This is a genomic window from Pseudoalteromonas sp. L1 (assembly GCF_021728095.1).
Classification (GTDB): domain Bacteria; phylum Pseudomonadota; class Gammaproteobacteria; order Enterobacterales; family Alteromonadaceae; genus Pseudoalteromonas.
In genome coordinates this window covers 637,909-661,217 of record NZ_JAKKCT010000001.1, presented here as the reverse complement: position 1 = coordinate 661,217, position 23,309 = coordinate 637,909, and the positions used below count along the sequence as shown (strand labels likewise).

The following is a 23,309-nucleotide window of genomic DNA, read 5'->3' as shown; positions in this document are numbered from 1 at the left end:
CGCTTAGTCGGTGTTTTACTGTGTACTGTAGATCTTTACGGGAGGGAGCATCCAGTGCGTATTAACGCCTTTAGTCATCCATAAGTACAATAACCCCAGCGAATAATATCCTCTGTCGAAAAGAGTCAGAGAGTTATTGGGAACCGAAGGAATAAGCCGCTGCGCAAGAGACATCTCCCCCACATCCCGACTGTCAAACTCACTGGCCAGTAGAAGGTGGCTGGAGGTTTCCATCAGACTACACATGCGTACCTGTGGATACGGATTATCGCCTTTAGCATTACGGTCACAACCGAATGCAGTAAGGTTCTCATCGGTATCCTGAGCACGAAACATCACGCCATCAACTGCTAACACATTTAAACCACACCACTGTTCAAAGGCAAAATCACCAAAGGCCCGTTGTGCCATCAGCTTAAAGACGTGACCGACAGCTTCATCACCTAGTCGTTGCCGGGCTTGAACTACCGCACTGGGGGCAACAAATCGATTTTTACCTGGTAATGAGATATCAAGTTTATTTGCGATGTCCCAGACAGGGTCATTACGAAAAAGACTCATACCCACGATAGTAAATACGACCGAATCCAGAGGTAACCGGCGACGTCTGATAGTTGCTACGCCCGATAGTGTATAGGCTTGCTGAAGAAGTTTAGGGTCGACAAAAGACATAAGCTTATCGATAGCCTTCAAGTCTTCCGCATGACTAAATGTTTCATCGAGGTTTGTGAGTAAAGACATAAAAAAATCCGATATCAGTTTCTGATATCGGATTTTGAAGCCTTTAAAAGATCGGTCAACCGATCATGAAAATATTCTTAACTGATCGGCATTACGTATTTAGCGGGCTTTAATATTCTTTCTTTACTACTATGCAGCTTTCTTAGCCTTGCCAGTAATTGTGAAAACAGCAATCCAACCCTGATCTGGCTCGAGTAATTCAAGTTTGTTTTTCATTTCAAATTTCCAATGTTTATATTATCGATTACCTTAGCCACGATGATATTACTTAAAAGCTGCAAAAAACGCTAGCTTCTATCCTTGGGAAGACTTGAATACCCCTAAACCTCGCTAAATTCTTCTATTTCGTCCGTTATATCTGCACAGTCTAAGCGCATGTAATCTATAGATGTATAAGCATTAGACGCGCCGATAATTACTTCAATATTTGCCTTTTTAAATCTCACATCCCAAGTATGTATTTTAAACTTAAATGTGTAATGGTCATTGGGAGCGATTGTAGACCTTGAGGCCATAAGCTCAGGGGTGCTTATAATATAGGCACCTTTTGGAACCAATTCTGCGCTGCCACCAATACTTATACGATTAATTGTCTGGGTTACTTCGCCTGAATTTGTTATCTGTATTTCTCCCTCATATCGTTTCTTTGTTTTATTGTATTTAAAATCCAATAAGTTAACGTTGAAGTACGGTGCATATTTCGCGCGATCTAGCTTTAATTTTTCTTCTGTGGACTGCTTAGACGCAAGGCTAAAACGAAAAGCGCTGATTGCTGCGATAACACTTATTAAGGCCGAAAGGCTTCCTATAAATGAAGCGATTAAATAGTAGGTTTCTTTTTCCATTTTATTTCCAATATTATAGTTTGTTAAAGCTTTCAGTATTCATAAGTTCTCTAGCTTGAGGTTCATCAGTTGCGGTAAAAACCGAAGTACTTTCTGTATCTACTGCTTTCAAAGCTAACTTTTTAGCTTTCGCCTCATCATAACTCTCAAATGGCCCTTCCAATATTTTAGAACCAGGGTTGCGACCATTTAGATCAACACACCTAAAGCCAAACCAATGTTTCATTATATTCTCCTTTAGCGCCCATAGTGATGGTCTATTGTTTACTAAATCTTGCTTCATTTTTAATCTGGTCGAATTTAACCTGATTAAATTTAGGATTGTTAAGTTATTCTAATTAATCTAATTTACTGATTTCTTGTTTAATTGCATAAACTTTTTGTTGTAAATCTCGGCCTATTCGTTCGTGTATCTGATCTTGCCTTTGGCTACCATCTTGTCTGCGTGCATCACGTTCGTACCATGATGCTAATTCGCTCTCTGCAATTTTCAGCTGTTCGGTTAATTTATCTTTCTCTGTCATACTTTTTCCAACGTTAAGTTGTAGAATCTGTAACTCTTATATTAACGTTACATAGTGTTCGTTAAATTCATCAATAGATACAAAATACTCTTCTTCAGTATCATCCCGCTTCACTTTAACTTGTAAGCTGTTAACTTGTATTATTGTTACAGCAAAGCCGCCTTGTGAATGGCTATAGGCGCTCCCAATTTCCATTTTTAATCCCTCTCTGTCATTCCAATATAGCCTCTCGGCTGGTCTAGTTGGCAGCGTGTCAGTTCCATTCTTTCGTTTAGCTCATACTTTTGGTTTTCATTTCCCTGTTTGAACTGTGAAAAAAGGATGCTATTTTTTTGTTCGAAATCTGTGGTAATTTCACCCACCCCATCTCCGGTTAAGATAGTTAGTGTTTTACAATGATTAGGATGTTGAAAATAGTATTCCCCAGACTGATTATTTGAAGTTCTAAGCTTCAACCCATTATTGTTTAAAATCTCGATTAAGTTCTTAATATGTTCCCTATTCGTAATCTGCGTGGTCTTCACACACGCCCTCGCCATCAAATCCAGCCAAGGTACCGCAGATATCGCAGTACGAAGCTTTAACCAGCTCTTGTTGTATTACAGCGAGTTGTTTCGGCGATATTTTCTCACTCTTATCTAAATAAAGTTTTGCTAACTCTGAAGCTAGACCTTTATCAGCTAGCGATAATTCGTAAACCAAGCCATCATCCATTGTATGTTACTCCAATATCGTTATTTCTCTTTGATTACCACTTTAAATATAATTAGGCATTACCGTCCGATATCATCTCTTGCTTTGCATCGAACGATATAAATTTCACCTACGCATGTACATTACGGACTTCCTCACCACAGTGACCGCAAGTAAGAGTGGTTGAGTATTCTGGTTTTTCTATTGCAGGATGCGCCTTTTCTTTCGGGTACAATTCTATAATGTTTAACACTAAATCAGTCATCTTAAATATCTCAATTTTTTCCAATTTGTTTTAGCTATTAATTAATAGCTAAATACATTGCTCGCCATTTCCCGAATGAGATACGTCTTGATAGATACAGTTATATATGTCAGATTTACCCCCTCTTTCACCAAGCTCTTGACCACCAAAGAAACACTAAGCGCACAATAATAATCCCAACTTTTTCCATATGCTCATTGTTTTACCTTTATTTCAATTATTTTTCAAATACAGTTTATTCTTTACAAAACTCTTTAATTAATACTAACCTAATGTTCATACTATTAAGGATTAATTGTGAAGAAAAATATTTTAGCCATAATGGTCTGCTTACCACTTACTTTAACTACCTATTCAGTGATTGCTGCGGATACTGTGCTTGATCAATTCTACACACCAGCTGAAGCTGGAATCATATGGGTTTCGGTTGAGCCTATGTTCCTTGATTCCAACTCTTACAAAGCAGATTTTAAAGTTACTTGTAATAGAGTCACTAAACGATTTACTTATAAAAAACAAAGTCGTTACCCAGTGACAATAGGTATACCACATTGGAAGAACAATGCTACGAAAGTAAAAGTCTCACGACCCGAGTATCTATTTAGTGATAATTTTACAGAAATTGTCACACTTAGACATGGGCGAGACCCTGAACATTCCTATCAATCAACCGCTTATATAGATGATTTTAGTTGTAAATAGGTATTAGCCAAATATTGAGGAAGGTCCTATTCTGGGCCTTTTAATATTCACACTAATCGATCCTGCTCGCATTCCAAAATAGTCATTAAATGAGCAGGCAAAACTACAGGTATTGTGTTTATTGGCGATATTGGAAATGTTTTTACTCCGTTACTTTCCAGTATTAATTAGCACAAACTGTTCCCACACTTCAATACTTTGCCTTTTCTCCTTCATATAGTCATACCTATCATAATGCACACTTGATACGTCAAACTTGTTGTGCTGTTGGAGTATGTCGCGGTTTATTTTGTCGATACCCGCTTTGCCCATAAGTGTTTTACAGGTTCGGCGCAGGTCACGTGGGTTAAATGGTTCCATTTCATGTTTTTCGCACCAACACAATATTGCCATGCGTAATGTTGAAACATGGGCAACGGCCTGTGGGTCATCCCTATGCGGGAATAGCTGCCCTGCTTTACCAGCTTGTTGCATTAGCTCTTTGATGATTGGTATTGCGGTTTCACAGAGTGGCACTATGTGATCGCCCCGCTGTTTTACTTTGATACGATTTGCGGGGATGGTGAAAGTTTTGTTCTTTAAGTCAAAGTCACTTACGTAAGAGGCATAAACCTCGTTCACCCTTTGACCACCTAGTAACAATGCTAGCTTTATATATTGTTGGGTATAATAAGGTAGGTCATCAGCATTCCACACTTTTTTAAGTTCAACTTCACTTAACCAGCGCTCGCTTTTGTTTTTTGGCGTTTCAAAATTAATGTCTCTGATGAAATTGGTTTTAATATCGTAAAGGTTAGGTTTTTTGTATTGCTCTGGTGAGTTATCAAAATCTATCGCAAATTTTAAGATGCTCATTAATGTACTACGAACCAAGCGCGCTTGTTCTTTTGCTCCACGATTATATACGTGGTAAATAATGTCGCGAGCCATGTCTATTGTGAACTCGTCAGGCATTAAGTCTTTTGTAATAAAAGGGGTGATGTTTCTTTTTATTAGTTTTTCAGTTCGGCCTATTGTTGACTCAGCCCAGCGAGTACTTATAAATACATTAAAGTCATCAAGCATTTCTAACATAGTACGCATTGCTGATGATGCGAACTCCGCTTTTTGTTGTTCTAGTTTATGTTCTTGCGGGTCGATATTGTTACTTAACAATACTGATATTTCAGCATGTTTACTACGCGCTGTTTTGAGGTCAACTACGGGGTAATTGCCAAGGCCAATTACTTTGCGTTTATCGTTTAAATGATATTGCACGCGAAACGTTTTAGTTCCTGATTCGCTAACCCTTATTTGTAAACGCCCTTCCCCGTAGTTACCTGATTCAGTTAATACGTAACGTTTATTTTTTTGCTTTAAGCGCTTTAATTGATTTGTCTGTAAAGTTCATATGATGCCGTTTGAAACTGTAACCACCACATTGGTCACAGTTTAGTATGCGAGAACAATCACAGAATCAGACAGAATGAACAGCTTCAGGCTAATAAATACAGGGACTTATGGCGGATTGCGACAATTTAATACTGAATAAAACCTAAAAAATGGACATGCCAAGCAACTCACACATAAAACTCTATACCTATATACATAATGAAAGAATTGCATCGCAATGCAGCTTTGCTCGCAGCTATTGTTAAACATAGTGGCACTGTTAGCAACTAGCTCCCTAATTTTTTATAAACTCGATGGGTAAACTATTAAATATATGATGGTAATTTCAAAAATAACCGCTTAAATCAGCTTACTTTGATCTAATGTACAACTTGTTCAAACAAACACAGCAGTAATTACTGTTTTATCCTTGTTCCCCTCTTGATAATTGCTTGTTCTAGCGCTACTCTAAAAGAGGTGGTCTGACCTCTATTAAGGAATAATCAATGACTCTCATATTTTTACTAGGTTTACTCGTGCTGCTTAGCGTTGCGAGTTACCACAGATCAAGCTGGAATACCTGTTTAGGTATTGCCATTGCGACTTTACTTGTTGGCACATTTGCTGGCGCGTTTGGCGCAATTAGTTGGCTACTATTCTTACTTATTGCTGTGCCACTTTCTGTGACTAGCATTCGTCAACAATACATCATTAAACCAATCTTTGCTGCGTTTAAAAAAGTAACACCGACTATGTCGGATACTGAAAAATCAGCCATTGATGCTGGTACTACATGGTGGGAAGCGGATCTATTTTGTGGCCGTCCTGACTGGAACAAATTACATCAGTACCCTGCTCCGAAACTGACTATCGAAGAGCAAGCGTTTATTGATGGTCCAGTTGAAGAAGTGTGTAGTATGCTAGATGACTGGCACGCAACGCACGAACTAACTGATTTACCGCAAGATGTTTGGCAATACCTAAAAGATAATAAATTCTTTGCCATGATCATCAAAAAAGAATACGGCGGTTTAGAGTTTTCTGCTTATGCACAATCATGTGTACTGCAAAAGCTAACCAGTAAATCAACGTTACTATCTTCTATCGTAGGTGTACCTAACTCATTAGGCCCAGGTGAGCTACTTCAGCACTATGGTACTAAAGAGCAAAAAGATCATTACTTACCACGCCTTGCAAGTGGTCAAGAAATTCCATGTTTTGCTTTAACATCACCAGAAGCAGGTTCGGACGCAAGTGCAATTCCTGATTACGGTGTTGTATGTAAAGGTCAATGGAACGGTGAAGAAGTTGTTGGTATTAGCTTAACGTGGAACAAGCGTTACATTACTCTTGCCCCTGTTGCGACTGTACTTGGCCTTGCATTTAAACTACAAGATCCAGACGGTTTACTCGGTGAAGATAAAGAACCAGGTATTACCTGTGCGCTTATCCCAACAGATACTCCAGGAGTAGAAATTGGCCGTCGTCACTTCCCGCTAAATGTTCCATTCCAGAATGGTCCTACTCGTGGTAAAGATATTTTCGTGCCACTTGATTACATCATTGGTGGCCCGAAAATGGCTGGTCAAGGCTGGCGTATGCTTGTTGAATGTTTATCTGTTGGTCGTGCAATCACATTGCCGTCTAACTCAACAGGTGGCATTAAAACAATTGCGCTTGCAACAGGTTCTTACAGCCGTATTCGTCGTCAATTCCGTTTACCTATTGGTCAAATGGAAGGTGTTGAAGAGTCATTAGCAAAACTGGCAGGTTACGCATACAGCTCTGATGCAGCTGTAAGCATGTCTACAGGTGCTGTTGACCTTGGTGAAAAGCCATCGGTTGTATCTGCAATTATCAAATATCACTTAACTGAGCAAATGCGTGAAGCAACGATTCACGGCATGGATGTTCATGGTGGTAAAGGCATTATGCTTGGTCCAAACAACTACTTAGGTCGTGGTTACCAAGGTGCGCCAATTGCAATTACCGTAGAAGGTGCAAACATCTTAACGCGTAACATGATCATCTATGGTCAAGGTGCGATTCGCTGCCATCCATTCGTGTTAACCGAGCTTGGTGCTTGTGCGATTGAAGACCGTGAAGAAGCATTGTCAGTATTCGATAAAGCGTTAATGGGCCACATTGGCTTTACAATTTCGAACCTAGTTCGTACTAAGTGGTTAGCCTTTACTAATGCTCGCTTCACAAGCACGCCATACAAAGACGAAACAGCGGAATTCTACCGTATTGCATCTCGTTTCAGTGCGTCATTAGCATTAATGTCGGATATCAGCATGGCTGTATTTGGTGGTTCATTGAAGCGTAAAGAGCGTATCTCTGCACGTTTAGGTGACTTACTAAGCTACTTATACCTTGTATCTGCAACACTTAAACGTTACAACGATGAAGGCCGTAAAAAAGAAGATTTTGCGCTTGTTCAATGGAGCTGCCAAGATCACCTTTATCACTGCCAACGTGCACTTGCTGACTTAATCAATAACATGCCATCTGCACCACTTCGTGCAATGCTAAAAATCATGTTATTCCCATTCGGTCGTCCTGTTCGTAAACCTACTGATAAGCTTGAGCACAAACTTGCTCACTTATTACAAGTACCAAGCGAAACTCGTAACCGTTTAGCTAACTACATTTACCTTAAAAACGAGCCGCTTAATCTTGTTGGTCGTCAAGAGCAAACGCTTAAAGACGTACTCGAAGTTGAACCGTTGTTTAATAAGGTATGCCGTGAAAAAGGCGTAAAACTGCCTTTCTTCCAACTTGATAAAGTAGCGCAAATGGGTCTGGAAGCAGGCATTTTAAGTCAAGCTGAAGCCGACAAACTAGCCGCAGTTGAAAAAGCCCGTCTTGACGTTATTAACGTTGACGACTTTGACCCTGCTGACTTAGTTGCTGGTAAAGTTGCTCGTGGCGAAGGCAATAAAAAAGCGGATGCCGCTTAAGCAATAAACAGTATTCCAATTGTTATAACAAACCAAACCAGCGCATAATGCGCTGGTTTTTTTTGCGCTAAATATTGCTGTAATAAACACCATACTGCCCCGATAATTATTAAAAGCATGTTAGTGCCGAGCATGCTTATAAGTACCACGAGAGCCAGAACAAAAAATACTAGGCTAGGTAAAAAGTGGCTTATATAAAACTGCTTGCCTAGGCTGACACTTTGAAAAAATAACCGATATTTATTAAAAACAGCCATGCAATCAAACTGCAGTGAGCTCGCTAGCAACACGCATACTGAAAAAGCAGTAGCTTGTATCAGGTCACTAAAGTCGTTACGAATTGTAATTAGCTGCAATAAAGCTAACAACAGTGCAACTAGTACTGCTCCACGCCAAATTAAGCTCCAACTGTGCTGTATAAAGTAACTAAGCCAGAATAAACCAAACGATTGTACTTTCAATTTATGACTCATTCTTACAGGTGGGAGCAAAGTCGAGCAGCAGAAAATAGCAACAAAACCCAAAAAGTATTGCAGCGAAGTAAAACTTACAGGCAGTAATACCAATACAAAACTTATTAAGAAGCTATAAAAGAGCGCAAGTGGCCTATAAAGAACAAATACCCCACAAAACCATTGCAACAACATGAACAAAAGAAAATGAGGCACTTGTAGCCATTGCTTTAGTGATAGATCCATTGCTATTAATAAACTCGCAATAAGCCAAGCATTACTTAAAAATAGTAATTTGCAGTCAACGCACACTCGCCAAGAAGATTTAAATAAACTGCGCTGAAATGCCCTGTTTTGCGCATTTTTAATGGCTGGGGCCATGGCCCATAACATCACAGATTCAAGTAAAAGATAAACCACTGCTAATTTTGCACCGTAAGCAGGTGCTGCATGGCTATCAACTATTTTTCCAAGCCCTAAAAACAACAGTAAAGCCAAACCAAGAAATGCAGGACCCAGTACGAGTGCGAACAGCAAGCTAAAACTCTTTAGCTGAGACAGCATACTTTTAAGGGTAGTCGTATATGCTAGATATCGAAAAGAGAGGAATGAGATGTATCTGGCAAAGTAGTCAATCATAATGGTGAACACTCAAAACCGTGCTGTAAAAATACCTCAGGTTCATGGCTTGTTATGATGATCTGCCCATTAGGTTTATCATTGAGGTAGCTATTAAGCAATTTGAGTAAAAATCGAATGCTTTCTTGGTCTAATGCTGCACTCGGTTCATCTAACAACAAAAATGGGGCTTGCTTTAAAAAAGCAATAATAAGTTGGCACTTCTTTTGATTACCACTCGACAAAGCACTAAAACGGGTATTGAGGTGCTCATCAAACCTAAATCCGGTAATAAGTTGCTCTGGCATTTCTTTCTTTAACGCCTTACAACTAAGTTCAATAATTTGTCGCGCGGTTAAAAAATTGGGCAGCGCAATACGGTCACTGGCAATCGAAACATAACTTTGAACAGATTCAATTGTTTCACTATTGAACAAAACATACCCTGATTGTGGATTTTCGAGGCCTGCAATGATCATCAGTAATGTTGTTTTGCCCTTGCCATTAGCTGCTTGTAAGCAGGTTTTTTTGCCGTTGAACTGCTTATTATAATTTTTAAAAACTTGAGCTGAAGCGAAACGCTTATTGAGATCTTTAATTTCTATCATGATTATTCCTTTAATTGTGGAAAAATACTAACACTGGTGTCCACATTTAGTTACATGATTTGTAACAAATATCGACGCTCGAATGCTTGCGTTTATAAATTGAACAAGTAAGACTCTATTGCGGAAAAATAAAAAGGAATAATTACAATGAAACCGAGTTTCCAATTAGCAGCCATTGCTTGTGCGCTCAGCCTTGCAATAGCAGGATGTTCACAGTCAAACCAATCAACAACTAATACTAATAACCAACAGCAAGTCCAAACAGTTAAACAATATGATGCTGAGACCTTTTTTGATACAACCTCAATTATGGGTAGCAGTTTTTCACCGAAGGGCGACAAAGTACTAATAAGCAGCGACGAAAGCGGTATTTATAGCTTATACGAAGTCGATATTAAAACCGCCAAGAAAACCCGTTTAACAGATTTTGAAGACAGTACTTATGCAGTCGCTTATTTCCCTAACGATGAGCGCGTATTATTTACTAAAGACTCAGGCGGTAACGAGCGTTATCACATCTATGTGCGCGAAACCGATGGCACAGTTAAAGATCTCACCCCAGGTGAAGAAACTAGAGCAGGGTTTGCTGGCTTTACTGAAGACGGTAAACACTTCTTTATAACCAGCAATCAACGCGACGCTAAGTTTATGGATCTGTACCGCGTTGATGCTAACAGCTATGAAGTGACCCCTGTTTATCAAAATACTATGGGGCTTGATGTCGGTGCAATCAGCCCTGATGGCCGTTTTATTGCTTTATCGAAAAACAATTCTAACAAAGACAGCGATGTATTCATTCTTGATACTCGCAAAAAAACGCTTAAACCAGAACTCATCACTCGCCATGACAACGATGCCAAATACTCTCCTGAAACCTTCTCAAGAGACAGTAAATCACTGTATTACTCAACCGATGCCAAAGGTGAGTTTGCAGAAATTTGGCGCTATGATTTAACGACTGACGAGCATAGCCCTGCCCTCAAAGATGAATGGGATGTGAGCTTTATTTACTTCTCTAAATCTGGTCGTTATCAAGTAAGTGGTGTTAATGCTGACGCAAGCACTAAGGTGTCGATAATCGATACCACCACAGGTAAAGGCATAGCTATGCCATCGCTGCCTGCTGGTAATTTACGTGGTGTAAACTTCTCTGCTGATGAAAAGACCATGGCGTTTTACTTGAATTCAGATACCTCGCCAAGCAACTTATTTGTGTGGCAACTCGGTGAGTCGAAAGCGAAACAGTTAACTAACACACTAAGTGATGCGATTGATCAAAATGACTTAGTTGAAAGTACAATTGTGCGTTTTAAAAGCTTTGATGGTTTAGAAATCCCAGGGGTTTTATACAAACCTAAGCAAGCCAACAGCAATAACAAAGTACCAGCTTTGGTTTGGGTGCATGGCGGCCCAGGCGGACAAAGCCGCACAGGTTATAGTGCAATGCAGCAGCATCTAGTCAATCATGGTTATGCCATTTTTGCAGTCAATAACCGTGGCAGTTCAGGTTACGGTAAAACCTTCTTTCATTTAGATGACAAAAAGCATGGCACTGACGATTTACAAGATATCGTTTATGGTAAAAAACACCTGCAAAGCTTAGATTGGGTTGATGCAGACAAAATTGGCATCATGGGAGGGAGTTACGGTGGTTTCATGACTGCTGCAGCACTTGCTTTCGAACCTGAAGAATTCAAAGTAGGTATTAATATCTTTGGTGTAACAAACTGGGTTAGAACCTTAAACTCGATCCCACCATGGTGGGAGAGTTTTAAAAAGGCGCTGTATGATGAAATGGGCGACCCCGCGACAGACGGCGAACGTCACCGTGCAATTTCGCCGCTCTTTCACGCTAAAAACATCACTAAGCCATTAATGGTGATCCAAGGTGCTAACGACCCACGCGTTTTACAAGTTGAAAGCGATGAACTTGTTGCCGCTGTGAAGGCAAATGGTGTGCCTGTCGACTATGTGTTATTTGATGATGAAGGCCATGGTTTTACTAAAAAGGAAAACCGTATTAAAGCCTCAAACGCATACCTTGAGTTTTTAAATACCTACTTAGATAAGTAGTAAAACAGTAAAGGTTAAAGGCCGGTTTTATACCGGCTTTTTTATGCAAAATACCTGTATACAAGCAAAATTTAGTATTTCATCCAGTACTGTACGAAACACTGTATGAATTTAGTGGTAGATTTTTCACCTTTTTAGCTCTTCAAAGAAAATCATAACTACATGTTTAATAACAACTAAATATTTTTAATAAAAATAAAACTGAACTATTGGTTAAAAAATAGCAAAAAAGTACTTGCGCAAAAACACTGTATAAACTACTGTATACACATACTGTATAAACAACCAGTGAGTGAAAGTTATGTTACAGCCAATTACATTAAGAACAGTTAAAAGCTACCAACAAGATAACGACAAAGCGTCTGTTAATTTAATTCAAATTGAAGACGAAATATCAGCAACCTTTGAGTTATTAAAAGTATTGCATCATTACAATAGCCAAAATGCATGGACACTATTAATTGCCCCTGATCATGTACCTAGCAAAGCATTATTAGATTCGTGTTCGATTGATACCAGCAAACTACTTGTGATCAGACAAAAGCATTTAGTTAACCTTGAGTACGTACTTAGCTCAGCATTACATAACGGTAATTTTGCTGCTGTTATCACATGGACAGATATTGTAAACAACCACCAACTTGATTCGATGAACTTAAACCTTGAGCAGGCATCAGCTAAGTTTTATTGCTTTACAAAAAGCGCTCAATTAAACAATTTAGTACCGCAGCCACAATAGGCTTGTTAAAATAACAATTTACAGTTTTAGGTAAGTTGTTATGACATCACTCACACACCCCCTTTGTCCTTGTGGCAGCGAATCGACTTACGAGCTTTGCTGCCAGCCTTTTCATACCGGTGCAAGCCAAGCTGATACCCCTGAGCAACTTATGCGTTCTCGTTTTAGTGCATACGCGCTAAAAGATGCAAAATATGTATTTAGTACCTATGCACAAAGCCAGCAAGCCGCTAACCCTGTTCGCGAAATTAAAGATTTTGCAAATAGCTGTCGTTTTACCAAGCTAAACGTTTTAGATACTGAATATAACGAGCAAGAAGGTTTTGTAGAATTTAAAGCAAATTACTTTTACCAAAACTTGTATTGTGAGTTACACGAAAAGTCGCGTTTTATTAAAGAAGATGGCCTATGGCGTTACCTTGATGGTGATATAACACCCGTTGCAGATATTAAAATTGGCCGTAATGACGAGTGCCCTTGTGGTAGCGGCAAAAAATATAAAAAGTGTCACGCAATTTAAATCACGGCTATTCACTTTTTATATAGCCAATCTAAACCTTGACTGGCCGTTGTAGGGAAAGCCGTTGCGTGGTGGGCATGTGGAATAACAAATAAATTTGTCATCACGTGTTCGCCACTTTGCTTATTAATTTTATCTACTAATTGTTTAGTACCAGAAACCATTTTTTCACCTTCACTCTCTTCAAGCTCACCCACTGCAATGTAAACTTTTGTTGTGTTGGCAGCTGGTTTTACAGCCATAGCTAATATTGAGTTTTCTTTAAACCACACTGATGGACTGCCAATTATATAGCTTGAAAAAAGCGTCGGCTCGGTAAATAAGGTATAAGCAGCAAACAGGCCCCCTAATGAATTACCGACAAGTGTCTTTTGCGTGCCAGTTCGATAATGGGTGTTAATATAAGGAATAACAGTGTGTTTTAAGTAATTTAAATGTTGCTTTGCGCCCCCTGTAGCACGTTTCCATGTATTATCAACAAACGGTGTGTAATCATGAATTCGGCTATTTAGCCCTGATATGCCCTTTTGATAACCAACGGCAACAAGAATTACTTCCTCAATGGAGCCTGAATTCATCATAAAACGGCTAGCACCTGAGGCTATGGGCAAACTGTAATTGGCGTCTAACAGATAAACCACAGGGTAACGTTTCTGGCTTTGTTTTTGATAGTTACGTGGCAGTTTGATAGTAATGGGGTATTCGTTTTCTGTATGTTTATCTTTTAGCAAAACTGTATCAGTGCGCGGCAGAGTATAGGGTTCAGCCCAAGCGGTAAAGCTTGTCCCAAAAATACAGAACATCAAAATAAAAAGTATATTAGGCATCGTTAATCCTTTAGCCATTTCTTAATGGGTAACACCCACTCATCTTTTGGCTCATAAAATGCGCCATGAGAGAGTCCTGTATTAATGCTTATTTCTTCGAACTTAGTAACTTCACTCCTATCAATTAAAAATTGGCAAGAGCCAACCTGATCTGAACGTTCAAAGATTGAGTAAACCTTACCGAATGCCCTAACTGATGGATGCTTTTTAATTAAACCTGCACACCCTGCTAATATTATTAAGTTGATATTTGTGCGTTTAAGTTCATTGGCTGCCAGTACCGATAATGCCCCACCTCGTGAAAAACCGACCAGACTAATATGCGACTCAGGAACACCTGCCTTTAATAAGATGTCGACATCAGCAGCTAACTTTTTAGCAAATAAAAATGGGGCTGTGCCTTTTTTTCGGTGGTATGCAATTAAGTTATAGGCTGGATCTGCTAGTGCTTTTTTAATTGCAGGAAAATCATAAATGCCATATTTTGGATGACGTGGACGAGTGTGCTCACCTTCGACGATGTAACCATGAGAATAAAAAACATAATGCTCATTGCTATTGAAGCTACTAGGAAGCTCATCATAAATAGTATTTGCTTGGACTTGGCATCCGCAAATAACGAGTAGTAATAAAAAACGGCGCATACTAATCCATAGCTAGGCAATAAAAATGGGCCATAAGGCCCACTCTTAGATTCGCTCGTTTGACGTTTACTCTTCGTCAAACTCTTGTAATTGTCGCTGTGCAGGACGCGCTAAGATTTCAACATAAAACGTCATAAGTCCTTTGGCTTCAATATCGCTAATGCATTTGTTGATCTCTGCCACATGCACAACCTGAGCATCTTCTGCAGATTCGCCAAACTTACAGTCAAACGCCCAATAATCAGCCCCTTCAGGAAGTGTTTTGTTGCGTTCACGTTTTAAGTATTTTTTTACTTCGTGTTTGGCTGCATCAACCATACGAGGATATTTGATTTTCTCATGGTTAAGCGTGAATGTTTTTTTCATTATGGTCCTAATAACTTGATTCAATAGTCATGGCATAAAGCCACTAGGTCGCATTATAACAAGCACATTTAAAATTAGCTGTAGTTTTTAATAATACGCTGAAATTTACCTATAATTACCTATTGTAGCGTACAAGAAAGTTATGACAATGGAATTAATTATTTAAGCTGTCGCTAAGTACAAAGGCTGATGAATTGATTCGTCTTTTAAGCCATCATAAAAAGCCGCTGCATCCATTTGTGGTCGCTCTGTAACACTATTATTAGTGTAATAACGTTTTCTAACCGCAGGTTCGCAATTATCAATGACATTTAATGGCACATGGCATTTATCATCACGAATTGTCAGTGGCTCTGGGTTTAAACATTGACGTAAACGAATGTCTGTAAGTCCACCACTTAGAAGACGAAATGCATTTTGCTCGCCAATTAGCATGTCAAATTGCTCTGGTGCTAATGCTTGCTTTGGTCCCGCCCCTAATTCATTACGTAGCGCTTGCTCAGATATTTGGGTGTTAGCTAACTCTGATTTTGGTAGGTGAAACTGACTAAAGTCGAGCACATCATGAGAGAGCATTGCCAATAGTAAAGCAAATTCTCCACTGCGTTGCTCATGAACACTTTTATTAAGACGATTATCAAGTTGACTCTCATTGAGTAACAAACCATCAATTTGCATAGACTTTAGCCGAATAGTTTCAAGATTAACCAGTTATCGGCATTAATCCATTTTTCTTTAGTTTTTTTCTTTACTTAAATAATCAGTTTGCTATTATCAGCGCCGTTGCATTGGAGGGGTTCCCGAGCGGCCAAAGGGATCAGACTGTAAATCTGACGGCTCAGCCTTCGCTGGTTCGAATCCAGCTCCCTCCACCACTTTTCTACGCTCAGTTAAGTGGGGCCAAATGCAATAACAATTAGTGTGGAGGGGTTCCCGAGCGGCCAAAGGGATCAGACTGTAAATCTGACGGCTCAGCCTTCGCTGGTTCGAATCCAGCTCCCTCCACCACTTTTCTATATGACTTCTCTTTATATTTATTTTGTTATTATCTCATTGCCATCGTAACTGACTACCGTTTACTTTTAACCACTGACTTGCTTTTTTATAATCAGGGTAAAAGCGACTCACACGCTGCCAAAATACAGAACTGTGATTCATATATTTTAAATGCGCAAGTTCATGGACAATTACATAGTCGATTACCCACGTTGGCGCACAGGCTAAGTGTAGGTTGAAAGTTAACTCTCGACGTTGATTACAGCTCCCCCAGCGACGTTTGTAATGTTGCACTTTTAACTGCTCTGGCAATGCCTCCTGCATTTTCAAGCAGTAGTCGTGAATACGCATTTCAAGGTAGCTCTCTAGCTTGTGATGTAAAAAGTCTTCCAGTAATGACAAATACTTACTCTCTGTATTCTTTACACGTGATGACACTGATAAGCTCAGCTCACTTGAGCGTTCATTTTGTTGCCAGTGACTACTTTTGCCTTTATTAAGTTTAATTGCTAACGGTTGGTTAAATAAGTTTATTACACCCGTTTCCAATGGAAACTGCTGCATTTGTGCTTGTGAAGCTTGCTTAGCAATTTGTGCTTGTACCCAGTCTTTTTTAGACACAAGCCAAGACTCTATATCACTTAGTGGTACAAAATGAGGCGCGTAGACTGTTAGCTGCTGCTGAGCTACTTTAATCGCTACTGTTTTCCTACGTTTACTGCGTTTTAATGTGTAATCCAACAAAAAATAAACCAATTCAATGCATAAAATCTTGGTATTACATTTTACCCTGTAAAATACCTGCTAATCTATAAATATGACTAACAAATAAGTTTTCATTCTTATGCCTGATAAACCCTGTTGTAGTTATACCTCTCCCACAGGAAAAAAGTGCCAAGAAACTGATATGGGATCTGGCTTTTGTTTTTGGCACGACAATAAATTTGATAAGTCTGGGCTTGAACTAACGCAGAAATTGGAGCGTTACGCTAAAAAAGGTGGGTTATTACAAGGCTTACAATTACAAAGAGCTAACTTATCTGGGCTTAACTTAATTAAGCAAGATGATGAAGAAGGCTATGATCTCTCTTACTGCAATTTCTATCGAGCAAACCTATCTGGTGCACATTTATTCAATAATAAAATTGCCAATGCCTCACTCATGAAAGCAAATTTGCATAACGCGAGCCTGCATTACTGTGATTTGAAGGACACAAACTTGCTTGGCGTTAAACTCAACGATAGCCGCATCGATAATATTGATTTGGGAGAAAAGTTATTACAAGAATCGCAAGCAATTAAAGCGCGAAAAAATAAACAACATAGTCAAGCACATGATCTATTTGAACAATCCGAAGAGATTTATCGAAATCTTCGTAAAGCATCGGAACATCAGGGTCTTTTTGAACTCGCGGGTAACTTTACTTATAAAGAACTTCGCATGAGACATGCACAGTACCCTAAGGGTTCTACAAAGCAAATTACCTCCAGCTTTATTGATATGTTATGTGGGTATGGGGAAAAACCTGAAAATGTGATTCGCTTTAGCTTATCACTGATAATCTGTTGTGCTATTTGTTATTTTTTATTTGGCGTGAGCTATGACAACACTGTTTTGCAACTAAACTTTGATAACTCCTTTTCACAAAATTTATCAGCACTTTTAAATAGTATTTATTTTAGTGTCGTTACCTTTACCACCTTAGGCTATGGAGACATCACGCCTATTGGCCTTTCAAGACTGATAGCGGCTATTGAAGCATTTTGTGGTAGTTTCTCTCTTGCGCTGTTTGTGGTGGTATTTGTAAAAAGAATGACGCGCTAGTGAACGATAAACGAGCCTTGATGTTTTTTTGCCTCATACATTTTTTTGTCTGCACGATTAATTAGCTCCTCGGCATCAACCGTGCTATCAAGAGGGGCAGCAACCAAACCAAAACTTAAATGAAGTTCTGGGTAACGGGCTTCGAATGATGCTATTAGCTTATCGCAAATGGTAATTGCATTTTGTATTTCACAGTCAGGTAAAATCATACAAAACTCATCTCCGCCATAGCGACATGGAATATCAATTTCTCTAATATTTTCATGAAGATATTGTCCTATATATTTTAATACTTCATCCCCTTTTAAATGGCCTTGCGTATCATTTACTGCTTTAAAGTTATCTAAATCAAAATACACAACGGTTAAAGGCAATTTATGTCGTCTGGCTCTGGCGAGGTCTCGCTGCAACAGCTCTTGCATTACTCTGCGATTATATAGATTGGTTAAAGGATCTAACTTCGCTAACTTTTCAAGCTCTTGTGTGCGCTGTGCCACCTTTTCTTCAAGCCCTTTGGCATAAACCTCTGTGCGGCGTTTTGCATTTTCTATTTCACCGACAAGGCTATCAATATAAGTATCGAAAACCAGCGTGGTATCAAAGTAAATCAATTTATCAACTGTTTGCAATGTTAGGCTAAGCTCAGCTTGATCAGTTATTGTTGTTCGCAAAACCTTAAAAATTATTTCTTTGAGCGTACACACTGCCGAAAGGTATAGCTTGGGCTCAACACCAATTCGTTTATGCACCATACCAATACGCAGTCGGTTGTTTACATACTCGTTCTCATACTGACCACAAAATAAATCAATGATGTACTGCCGCTGCGCATCTCTTAGCCTAGTCAGTGTATCCGCGTCACCAATCAGTAAAGATATTTCGTCGACTTCGGTTTGTTTTTGGTAAAACTCATTCACCATATTCTCAATTGATGACTCAATCACTGCCTTATAATTACTCAAAGATTTAAGACTCTGCGAGGTAAGACCAAGAAGGCTCATTCGATGCTGAATTTCAACATCGTTTATGTGCATTTGCTCTACTAATGTCTGCTCAGTTCTACGCATAAAGGACCTATAACTACACAACTGTTAATTAAATATAGCTAATGAAATAAAACCTACGTACCTGTGTAGTAGGTTTTTCTCTAAATTCATGTAGATTTGTATTAGACTGTAATTACATGCGGCGATGTAGAGTTATTATGCTAGCGAAATTTTTTATTACTGACCAAAATCCAAACTTAATTATTAGTGGTGTTTATGATCCCAGCTTGGTCATCCTCTCAATCGCAACGGCTATATTTGCCGCTTATTTTTCACTCCACCTAATTGATCTAGCAGACAGAACCCGCTTTGACTCTTATAAAAAGTTAAGTAATGCAACCAGCGCATTAATACTCTCCGGTGGTATCTGGAGTATGCATTTTATTGGTATGCTGGCTTTTTCGCTGTGTACTAAAATAAGCTACTCTCCGGGGCTCACCTTTTTCTCATTTGTACCTGCCTTTTTAGCGTGTTACACAGGTATGTCTTTTTTACGTAACAAAGATGTCAGCCATATTCCTCATACCGTAAAGCTACTGATAAGTTCTGTACTGTTAGGTGCTGGCATTGGCACGATGCATTACACTGGTATGGCAGCAATGGAATTAAGCCCTTTGCTTCGTTACGATCCACTATGGTTTGCTGCCTCTATCGTTGTAGCTGTGCTACTCTCTTTTATTGGTTTGTATGCCCGTTTTCATTTAAGAGATCATTTTAAGCGTCTCAGTCAATTACAAAACCGTGTCATCTGCGCCACCATTTTAGGCTTGGCCGTTACGGGAATGCATTATATGGGAATGGCAGCCACACGTTTTGTCGCAACCTCACCCTTTCTTTCTGAAAATGAAGATAACTCACACCTGATTTTCATTGCCGTCAGTGTTTCATTTGCAACCGTATTACTCACCGCTATCGTCGGAATTATTAACGGAATGATCCGCTATCGCATGCTGTTAGCTGAAAAATCAGCAGAGGAGTCTCGCTTAGATGCCATATTAAGTACCGCTATAGATGGTATTGTAACAATAGATATTAAAGGCATTATCTTGAGCTTTAATAAGTCAGCAGAGAGTATTTTTGGTTGGAAACAAGAAGAGGTACTAGGCAAAAATGTTAACATGCTCATGAATGATGATATTGCCAATCAACATGATGGCTTTTTATCTAACAGCGCAAATCATGAATTGAAAAAAGTCATCGGTGTGAATCGAGAGGTATGCGCAAAACATAAAGATGGCCACCAATTTCCAATTCGCTTGGGCCTTGGCGAAGCTAAGCAACCCGATGCAGAAACATTATTCGTAGGCTTCATAACCGACTTAACACAGCAGCGCGCGCTGCAAAAGAGTTTAGAGGAAAAAGAACAGCAATATCGCACGTTAATGAATAACACGCCTGGCGCTGTTTTTCGCTGTTTATTAGACGATCATTGGAGTATGTTGTTTATAAGTCCAAGAGTTATGGACTTAACAGGTTATAGCCACCAAGAGTTTGTATCTCAAGCCATTACTTTTTCAGACATCATCAATAAAGACGACGAAGCTCATATTTCAGAAGTAATGGCCGAAGCTATTGCTAGAAATAATCAATACGCTGTTGAATATCGTATTCGTCACCGCAGTGGTAAAACAGTATGGGTTCTAGATCAAGGCTCTATCAACGAAACCGCCGGTGCTGATGAAAAATGGATTGATGGTGTACTTGTAGACATTACAGATCGCCATGAGTATGAAGAATCCCTTATGCAAGCGAAACATGAAGCAGAAGCCGCTGCACAAGCCAAGCAATCTTTCATGGCAAATATGAGCCATGAGATCCGCACACCGATGAACGCAATTATCGGTTTTAGCGATATATTAATGGACAGCCCACTTAATAAAGAGCAGCAAAAACATATTGTGACCGTAAATAGCTCAGCACGTTCGTTATTACATTTACTCAATGATGTACTCGATTCAGCCAAGCTAGAAAAAGGCAAACTTGACATACACTACGAACATTTCAATCTGCAAGCCCTACTCGACAATATTGTTTCAACCTTTTGGCTTGAGGCAAAAAGGAAAAACCTGCTACTTGATTTAAGAATTGCGGACAATATTGCACCAGTATACATAGGTGATGAGGCTCGTTTACGCCAAGTATTAAACAACCTTATAGGCAATGCTATCAAATTTACAGAATCAGGTTCTGTTACTATTAGTGTTAGTAAAACTCAAAATGATCACCTATTTTTTGAGGTTCAAGATACCGGTATCGGCATCGCAAAAAGCCGACTAAAAGCAATATTTCAGCCATTTGAACAAGCAGATGGCACTATGACCCGTCGTTTTGGTGGGACAGGCCTTGGCACAACAATCAGTAAGCAGCTCGTCGAGCTCATGGGCGGAACGATTAGTGCTGTCAGCTCAGAAGGAAAAGGTAGTTGTTTCTTCTTTACGCTAGCACTGAGCGAAGGTGAAATTGATAAAGTAGATAAACTGAGTAACAACCAACTTACGCTACCGCCACTACGTATACTGGTTGTTGATGATATAGAACAAAATGTTGAGTTACTTAATATTTTGCTCTCTCAGTCAGGACATACCGTCACCACTGCCAGTGATGGCTTAGCAGCTATTGAGCTATTTACCCAGCAGAGTTTTGATGTCATTTTAATGGATATTCATATGCCTGAATGTGACGGCATCACTGCCACTAAAAGAATTCGCGACATTGAACAACAAAAACAGCATAAAAAGACACCGATAATCGCCCTCACAGCCAGTGTTTTACAGCAAGATAAGCTAACGGCTAAACAGGCAGGCATGAACGGTTTTGCAAATAAACCTGTCGATATTCAGCAAGTAAATCACGAAATAGCCAAGGTGCTTGGTCTTGAGATCAATGCAATTTCAAATCAAAGTACACAACTAGAAAAACAGCATATTAATTACGCGAAAGGCATTCAAATGTGGGGCAGCAAGGAAAAACTCAATACTGAAATAAGTGCATTCCTTGCTAATCATAAAAGCAGTGTTCTACGTTTAAAAGAAGCCACACTGGATAAAAAAGAGCGGCAAATGATTTTGCACACTTTAAAAGGTGTTGCAGGAAACTTAACATTAACGAATCTAGTATATTTACTGTCTCAAGTAGAAAAAGCAATAGATCATAGCCAAGCTCAATCACAACTAGCACCGTGCGAAACAGAATGGCATACCCTTTTGGCAATGGTTGAACAAACGAAGGATGATAACACTGATAATCAATTAGATGATGAAGTAGCTATCGATGATTTTTTACCTTTAATTGATACATTACAAACGCAAGCAGAGCATGCTGAAATAGATGATGAGCTACTCAGTCAAGTGTACGCTTTAGCACCGCCTAGGTATAAAGAAACCGTTGCTGACATTTGCAAACACTTCGATAATTTCGACTTTGATGCAGCCAACACTGAATTAGCAAGTTTAAAACAGAGTATCACTGAATATAAGGAGTTATCATGAGCCACATTTCTGAACGTGAAAGAATTCTCGTCGTGGACGATGAACCTGCAAATTTAAAAGTGATGCGTGAAGTTCTTGGCAATGATTACAGGTTGTCATTTGCTAAATCGGGTGAATTAGCCTTACAACTCATTGAAAATGAACCACCCAAACTTATTTTACTCGATATCATGATGCCTGATATGAATGGTTTTGAAGTATGTAAGGTTTTAAAGTCTAATCAACACACTGCACATATTCCTGTTATTTTTGTGACTGCACTTGCACACGAGCAAGACGAATCTGAAGGATTTGCGTTAGGCGCAGTTGATTACATCACCAAGCCAATTAGCCCTGCAATTGTGCGTGCACGAGTTAAAACACACTTATCACTTATCCAAGCAGAACAACTTCAATTAGCGCATATTGATCTTATTAATCGTCTGGGTCGTGCTGCTGAATATAAAGATACCGACACGGGTGAGCACATTGCTCGTATGAGTCGTTATAGTAAAGTCCTCGCATTAGCATATGGCATGAGTGAATACCAAGCAGAGCAGTTAAGGCAAGCAGCTCCCATGCATGATGTTGGAAAAATTGGCATCCCTGATTCGGTACTGTTAAAGCCAGGTCGTTTAGATGCCACAGAGTTTGAGCATATGAAACAACATGCAATCATTGGTGCAAAAATACTTGAAAACTCAACCTCTCCCCTGTTACAACTCGCGCACAAGCTTGCTCTTGAGCACCACGAAAAATGGGATGGAACAGGTTATCCGTATGGTTTAAAAGGAGAAGAGATCAGTATTGAAGGCCGAATAGTGAGTATTGCTGATGTATTTGATGCACTCACCTCGGTGCGCCCTTATAAAGATGCTTGGCCAGTTGAAAAAGCGGTAGAGCTACTAAAAACGGAATCAGGCAAACACTTTGACCCACAACTCATCGATTTATTTATTGGTCAAATTGATTCTATCATCGAAATTAAAAATACTTATTCTCGCTAAAAGACGGTTTAAAGGAC

General features: G+C 39.3%; 23 protein-coding genes and 2 tRNA genes. 10 read left to right on the top strand and 15 right to left on the bottom strand.

Going from position 1 to position 23,309, the window contains the following annotated elements; all coding sequences use genetic code 11:
* Positions 1-15 precede the first annotated feature (15 nt).
* The 6 genes from L3V38_RS03090 to L3V38_RS03065 form a co-directional block, all read right to left on the bottom strand.
* The gene (locus L3V38_RS03090; protein WP_237118309.1) at positions 16-741 is read right to left on the bottom strand and encodes an IS4 family transposase; all 726 of its coding nucleotides are present in this window, start codon (positions 739-741) and stop codon (positions 16-18) included.
* Positions 742-1,061: 320 nt separating this feature from the next.
* Positions 1,062-1,586, bottom strand: coding sequence for a hypothetical protein (locus tag L3V38_RS03085; protein ID WP_237118308.1), 525 nt, complete (start codon positions 1,584-1,586; stop codon positions 1,062-1,064).
* A 13-nt stretch (positions 1,587-1,599) separates the two neighbouring features.
* Complete coding sequence (locus tag L3V38_RS03080; RefSeq protein WP_237118307.1) at positions 1,600-1,812, bottom strand: hypothetical protein; 213 nt, start codon at positions 1,810-1,812, stop codon at positions 1,600-1,602.
* 112 nt (positions 1,813-1,924) lie between these two features.
* On the bottom strand, positions 1,925-2,110 hold the full coding sequence (locus L3V38_RS03075) for a hypothetical protein (RefSeq protein ID WP_237118306.1): 186 nt from the start codon (positions 2,108-2,110) through the stop codon (positions 1,925-1,927).
* Between the two features lie 36 nt (positions 2,111-2,146).
* The gene (locus L3V38_RS03070; protein ID WP_237118305.1) at positions 2,147-2,305 is read right to left on the bottom strand and encodes a hypothetical protein; all 159 of its coding nucleotides are present in this window, start codon (positions 2,303-2,305) and stop codon (positions 2,147-2,149) included.
* A 303-nt stretch (positions 2,306-2,608) separates the two neighbouring features.
* Positions 2,609-2,824, bottom strand: coding sequence for a hypothetical protein (locus tag L3V38_RS03065; protein ID WP_237118304.1), 216 nt, complete (start codon positions 2,822-2,824; stop codon positions 2,609-2,611).
* 541 nt (positions 2,825-3,365) lie between these two features.
* On the opposite strand from L3V38_RS03065, the gene L3V38_RS03060 reads away from it, so the two are divergent.
* Positions 3,366-3,770 carry a hypothetical protein gene (locus L3V38_RS03060; protein WP_237118303.1) on the top strand — a complete coding sequence of 135 codons (405 nt, stop codon included), beginning with the start codon at positions 3,366-3,368 and terminating at the stop codon, positions 3,768-3,770.
* 150 nt (positions 3,771-3,920) lie between these two features.
* On the opposite strand, the gene L3V38_RS20260 is transcribed toward L3V38_RS03060, so the two are convergent.
* Positions 3,921-5,027 carry a site-specific integrase gene (locus L3V38_RS20260; protein ID WP_346729894.1) on the bottom strand — a complete coding sequence of 369 codons (1,107 nt, stop codon included), beginning with the start codon at positions 5,025-5,027 and terminating at the stop codon, positions 3,921-3,923.
* A gap of 620 nt (positions 5,028-5,647) precedes the next feature.
* On the opposite strand from L3V38_RS20260, the gene fadE reads away from it, so the two are divergent.
* Positions 5,648-8,104: an acyl-CoA dehydrogenase FadE gene (fadE, locus tag L3V38_RS03045; RefSeq protein WP_130150166.1), complete on the top strand. Its 2,457-nt coding sequence runs from the start codon at positions 5,648-5,650 to the stop codon at positions 8,102-8,104.
* On the opposite strand, the gene L3V38_RS03040 is transcribed toward fadE, so the two are convergent.
* Both L3V38_RS03040 and L3V38_RS03035 read right to left on the bottom strand, forming a co-directional pair.
* The gene (locus L3V38_RS03040; protein ID WP_237118757.1) at positions 8,101-9,195 is read right to left on the bottom strand and encodes a DUF6136 family protein; all 1,095 of its coding nucleotides are present in this window, start codon (positions 9,193-9,195) and stop codon (positions 8,101-8,103) included. The genes fadE and L3V38_RS03040 overlap by 4 nt on opposite strands.
* The gene (locus L3V38_RS03035; RefSeq protein ID WP_237118302.1) at positions 9,192-9,782 is read right to left on the bottom strand and encodes an ATP-binding cassette domain-containing protein; all 591 of its coding nucleotides are present in this window, start codon (positions 9,780-9,782) and stop codon (positions 9,192-9,194) included. The genes L3V38_RS03040 and L3V38_RS03035 overlap by 4 nt, the downstream gene beginning before the upstream one ends.
* A 147-nt stretch (positions 9,783-9,929) precedes the next feature.
* Between L3V38_RS03035 and L3V38_RS03030 the strand changes: the two genes are divergently transcribed.
* From L3V38_RS03030 to L3V38_RS03020, 3 genes are all read left to right on the top strand, one after another.
* Positions 9,930-11,855: a S9 family peptidase gene (locus L3V38_RS03030; RefSeq protein WP_237118301.1), complete on the top strand. Its 1,926-nt coding sequence runs from the start codon at positions 9,930-9,932 to the stop codon at positions 11,853-11,855.
* Positions 11,856-12,156: 301 nt separating this feature from the next.
* Positions 12,157-12,594 (top strand): SulA-like leucine-rich domain-containing protein, encoded by a 438-nt coding sequence (locus tag L3V38_RS03025; protein ID WP_054551944.1) that lies wholly within the window; start codon positions 12,157-12,159, stop codon positions 12,592-12,594.
* A 40-nt stretch (positions 12,595-12,634) separates the two neighbouring features.
* Positions 12,635-13,114, top strand: coding sequence for a YchJ family protein (locus L3V38_RS03020; RefSeq protein WP_237118300.1), 480 nt, complete (start codon positions 12,635-12,637; stop codon positions 13,112-13,114).
* 11 nt (positions 13,115-13,125) lie between these two features.
* On the opposite strand, the gene L3V38_RS03015 is transcribed toward L3V38_RS03020, so the two are convergent.
* The 4 genes from L3V38_RS03015 to L3V38_RS03000 form a co-directional block, all read right to left on the bottom strand.
* The gene (locus tag L3V38_RS03015) at positions 13,126-13,941 is read right to left on the bottom strand and encodes an alpha/beta hydrolase-fold protein (protein ID WP_237118299.1); all 816 of its coding nucleotides are present in this window, start codon (positions 13,939-13,941) and stop codon (positions 13,126-13,128) included.
* A gap of 2 nt (positions 13,942-13,943) precedes the next feature.
* Positions 13,944-14,585, bottom strand: a complete 642-nt coding sequence (locus L3V38_RS03010; protein ID WP_237118298.1) for an alpha/beta hydrolase — start codon at positions 14,583-14,585, stop codon at positions 13,944-13,946.
* A gap of 66 nt (positions 14,586-14,651) precedes the next feature.
* Entirely contained in the window at positions 14,652-14,951 is a 300-nt protein-coding gene (locus L3V38_RS03005; protein ID WP_062570016.1) for a DUF6172 family protein, read from the bottom strand.
* Between the two features lie 162 nt (positions 14,952-15,113).
* Positions 15,114-15,629, bottom strand: coding sequence for a VC2046/SO_2500 family protein (locus tag L3V38_RS03000; protein ID WP_062570015.1), 516 nt, complete (start codon positions 15,627-15,629; stop codon positions 15,114-15,116).
* A gap of 112 nt (positions 15,630-15,741) precedes the next feature.
* On the opposite strand from L3V38_RS03000, the gene L3V38_RS02995 reads away from it, so the two are divergent.
* Positions 15,742-15,826, top strand: a tRNA-Tyr gene (locus L3V38_RS02995).
* A 48-nt stretch (positions 15,827-15,874) separates the two neighbouring features.
* Positions 15,875-15,959: transfer RNA gene (locus L3V38_RS02990), tRNA-Tyr, on the top strand.
* Positions 15,960-16,001: 42 nt separating this feature from the next.
* Here the strand turns inward: L3V38_RS02990 and L3V38_RS02985 are convergent.
* On the bottom strand, positions 16,002-16,688 hold the full coding sequence (locus L3V38_RS02985; RefSeq protein ID WP_237118756.1) for a SprT family zinc-dependent metalloprotease: 687 nt from the start codon (positions 16,686-16,688) through the stop codon (positions 16,002-16,004).
* A 103-nt stretch (positions 16,689-16,791) separates the two neighbouring features.
* On the opposite strand from L3V38_RS02985, the gene L3V38_RS02980 reads away from it, so the two are divergent.
* Positions 16,792-17,772: an ion channel gene (locus L3V38_RS02980; RefSeq protein ID WP_130150186.1), complete on the top strand. Its 981-nt coding sequence runs from the start codon at positions 16,792-16,794 to the stop codon at positions 17,770-17,772.
* Here the strand turns inward: L3V38_RS02980 and L3V38_RS02975 are convergent.
* Positions 17,769-18,839, bottom strand: coding sequence for a GGDEF domain-containing protein (locus L3V38_RS02975; RefSeq protein ID WP_237118297.1), 1,071 nt, complete (start codon positions 18,837-18,839; stop codon positions 17,769-17,771). The genes L3V38_RS02980 and L3V38_RS02975 overlap by 4 nt on opposite strands.
* 137 nt (positions 18,840-18,976) lie before the next feature.
* Here L3V38_RS02975 and L3V38_RS02970 point away from each other — a divergent pair, with 137 nt between their 5' ends.
* Together L3V38_RS02970 and L3V38_RS02965 are read left to right on the top strand one after the other, a co-directional pair.
* Positions 18,977-22,306 carry a PAS domain S-box protein gene (locus L3V38_RS02970; RefSeq protein WP_237118296.1) on the top strand — a complete coding sequence of 1,110 codons (3,330 nt, stop codon included), beginning with the start codon at positions 18,977-18,979 and terminating at the stop codon, positions 22,304-22,306.
* The gene (locus tag L3V38_RS02965) at positions 22,303-23,292 is read left to right on the top strand and encodes a two-component system response regulator (protein ID WP_130150191.1); all 990 of its coding nucleotides are present in this window, start codon (positions 22,303-22,305) and stop codon (positions 23,290-23,292) included. The genes L3V38_RS02970 and L3V38_RS02965 overlap by 4 nt, the downstream gene beginning before the upstream one ends.
* Positions 23,293-23,309: the final 17 nt, after the last annotated feature.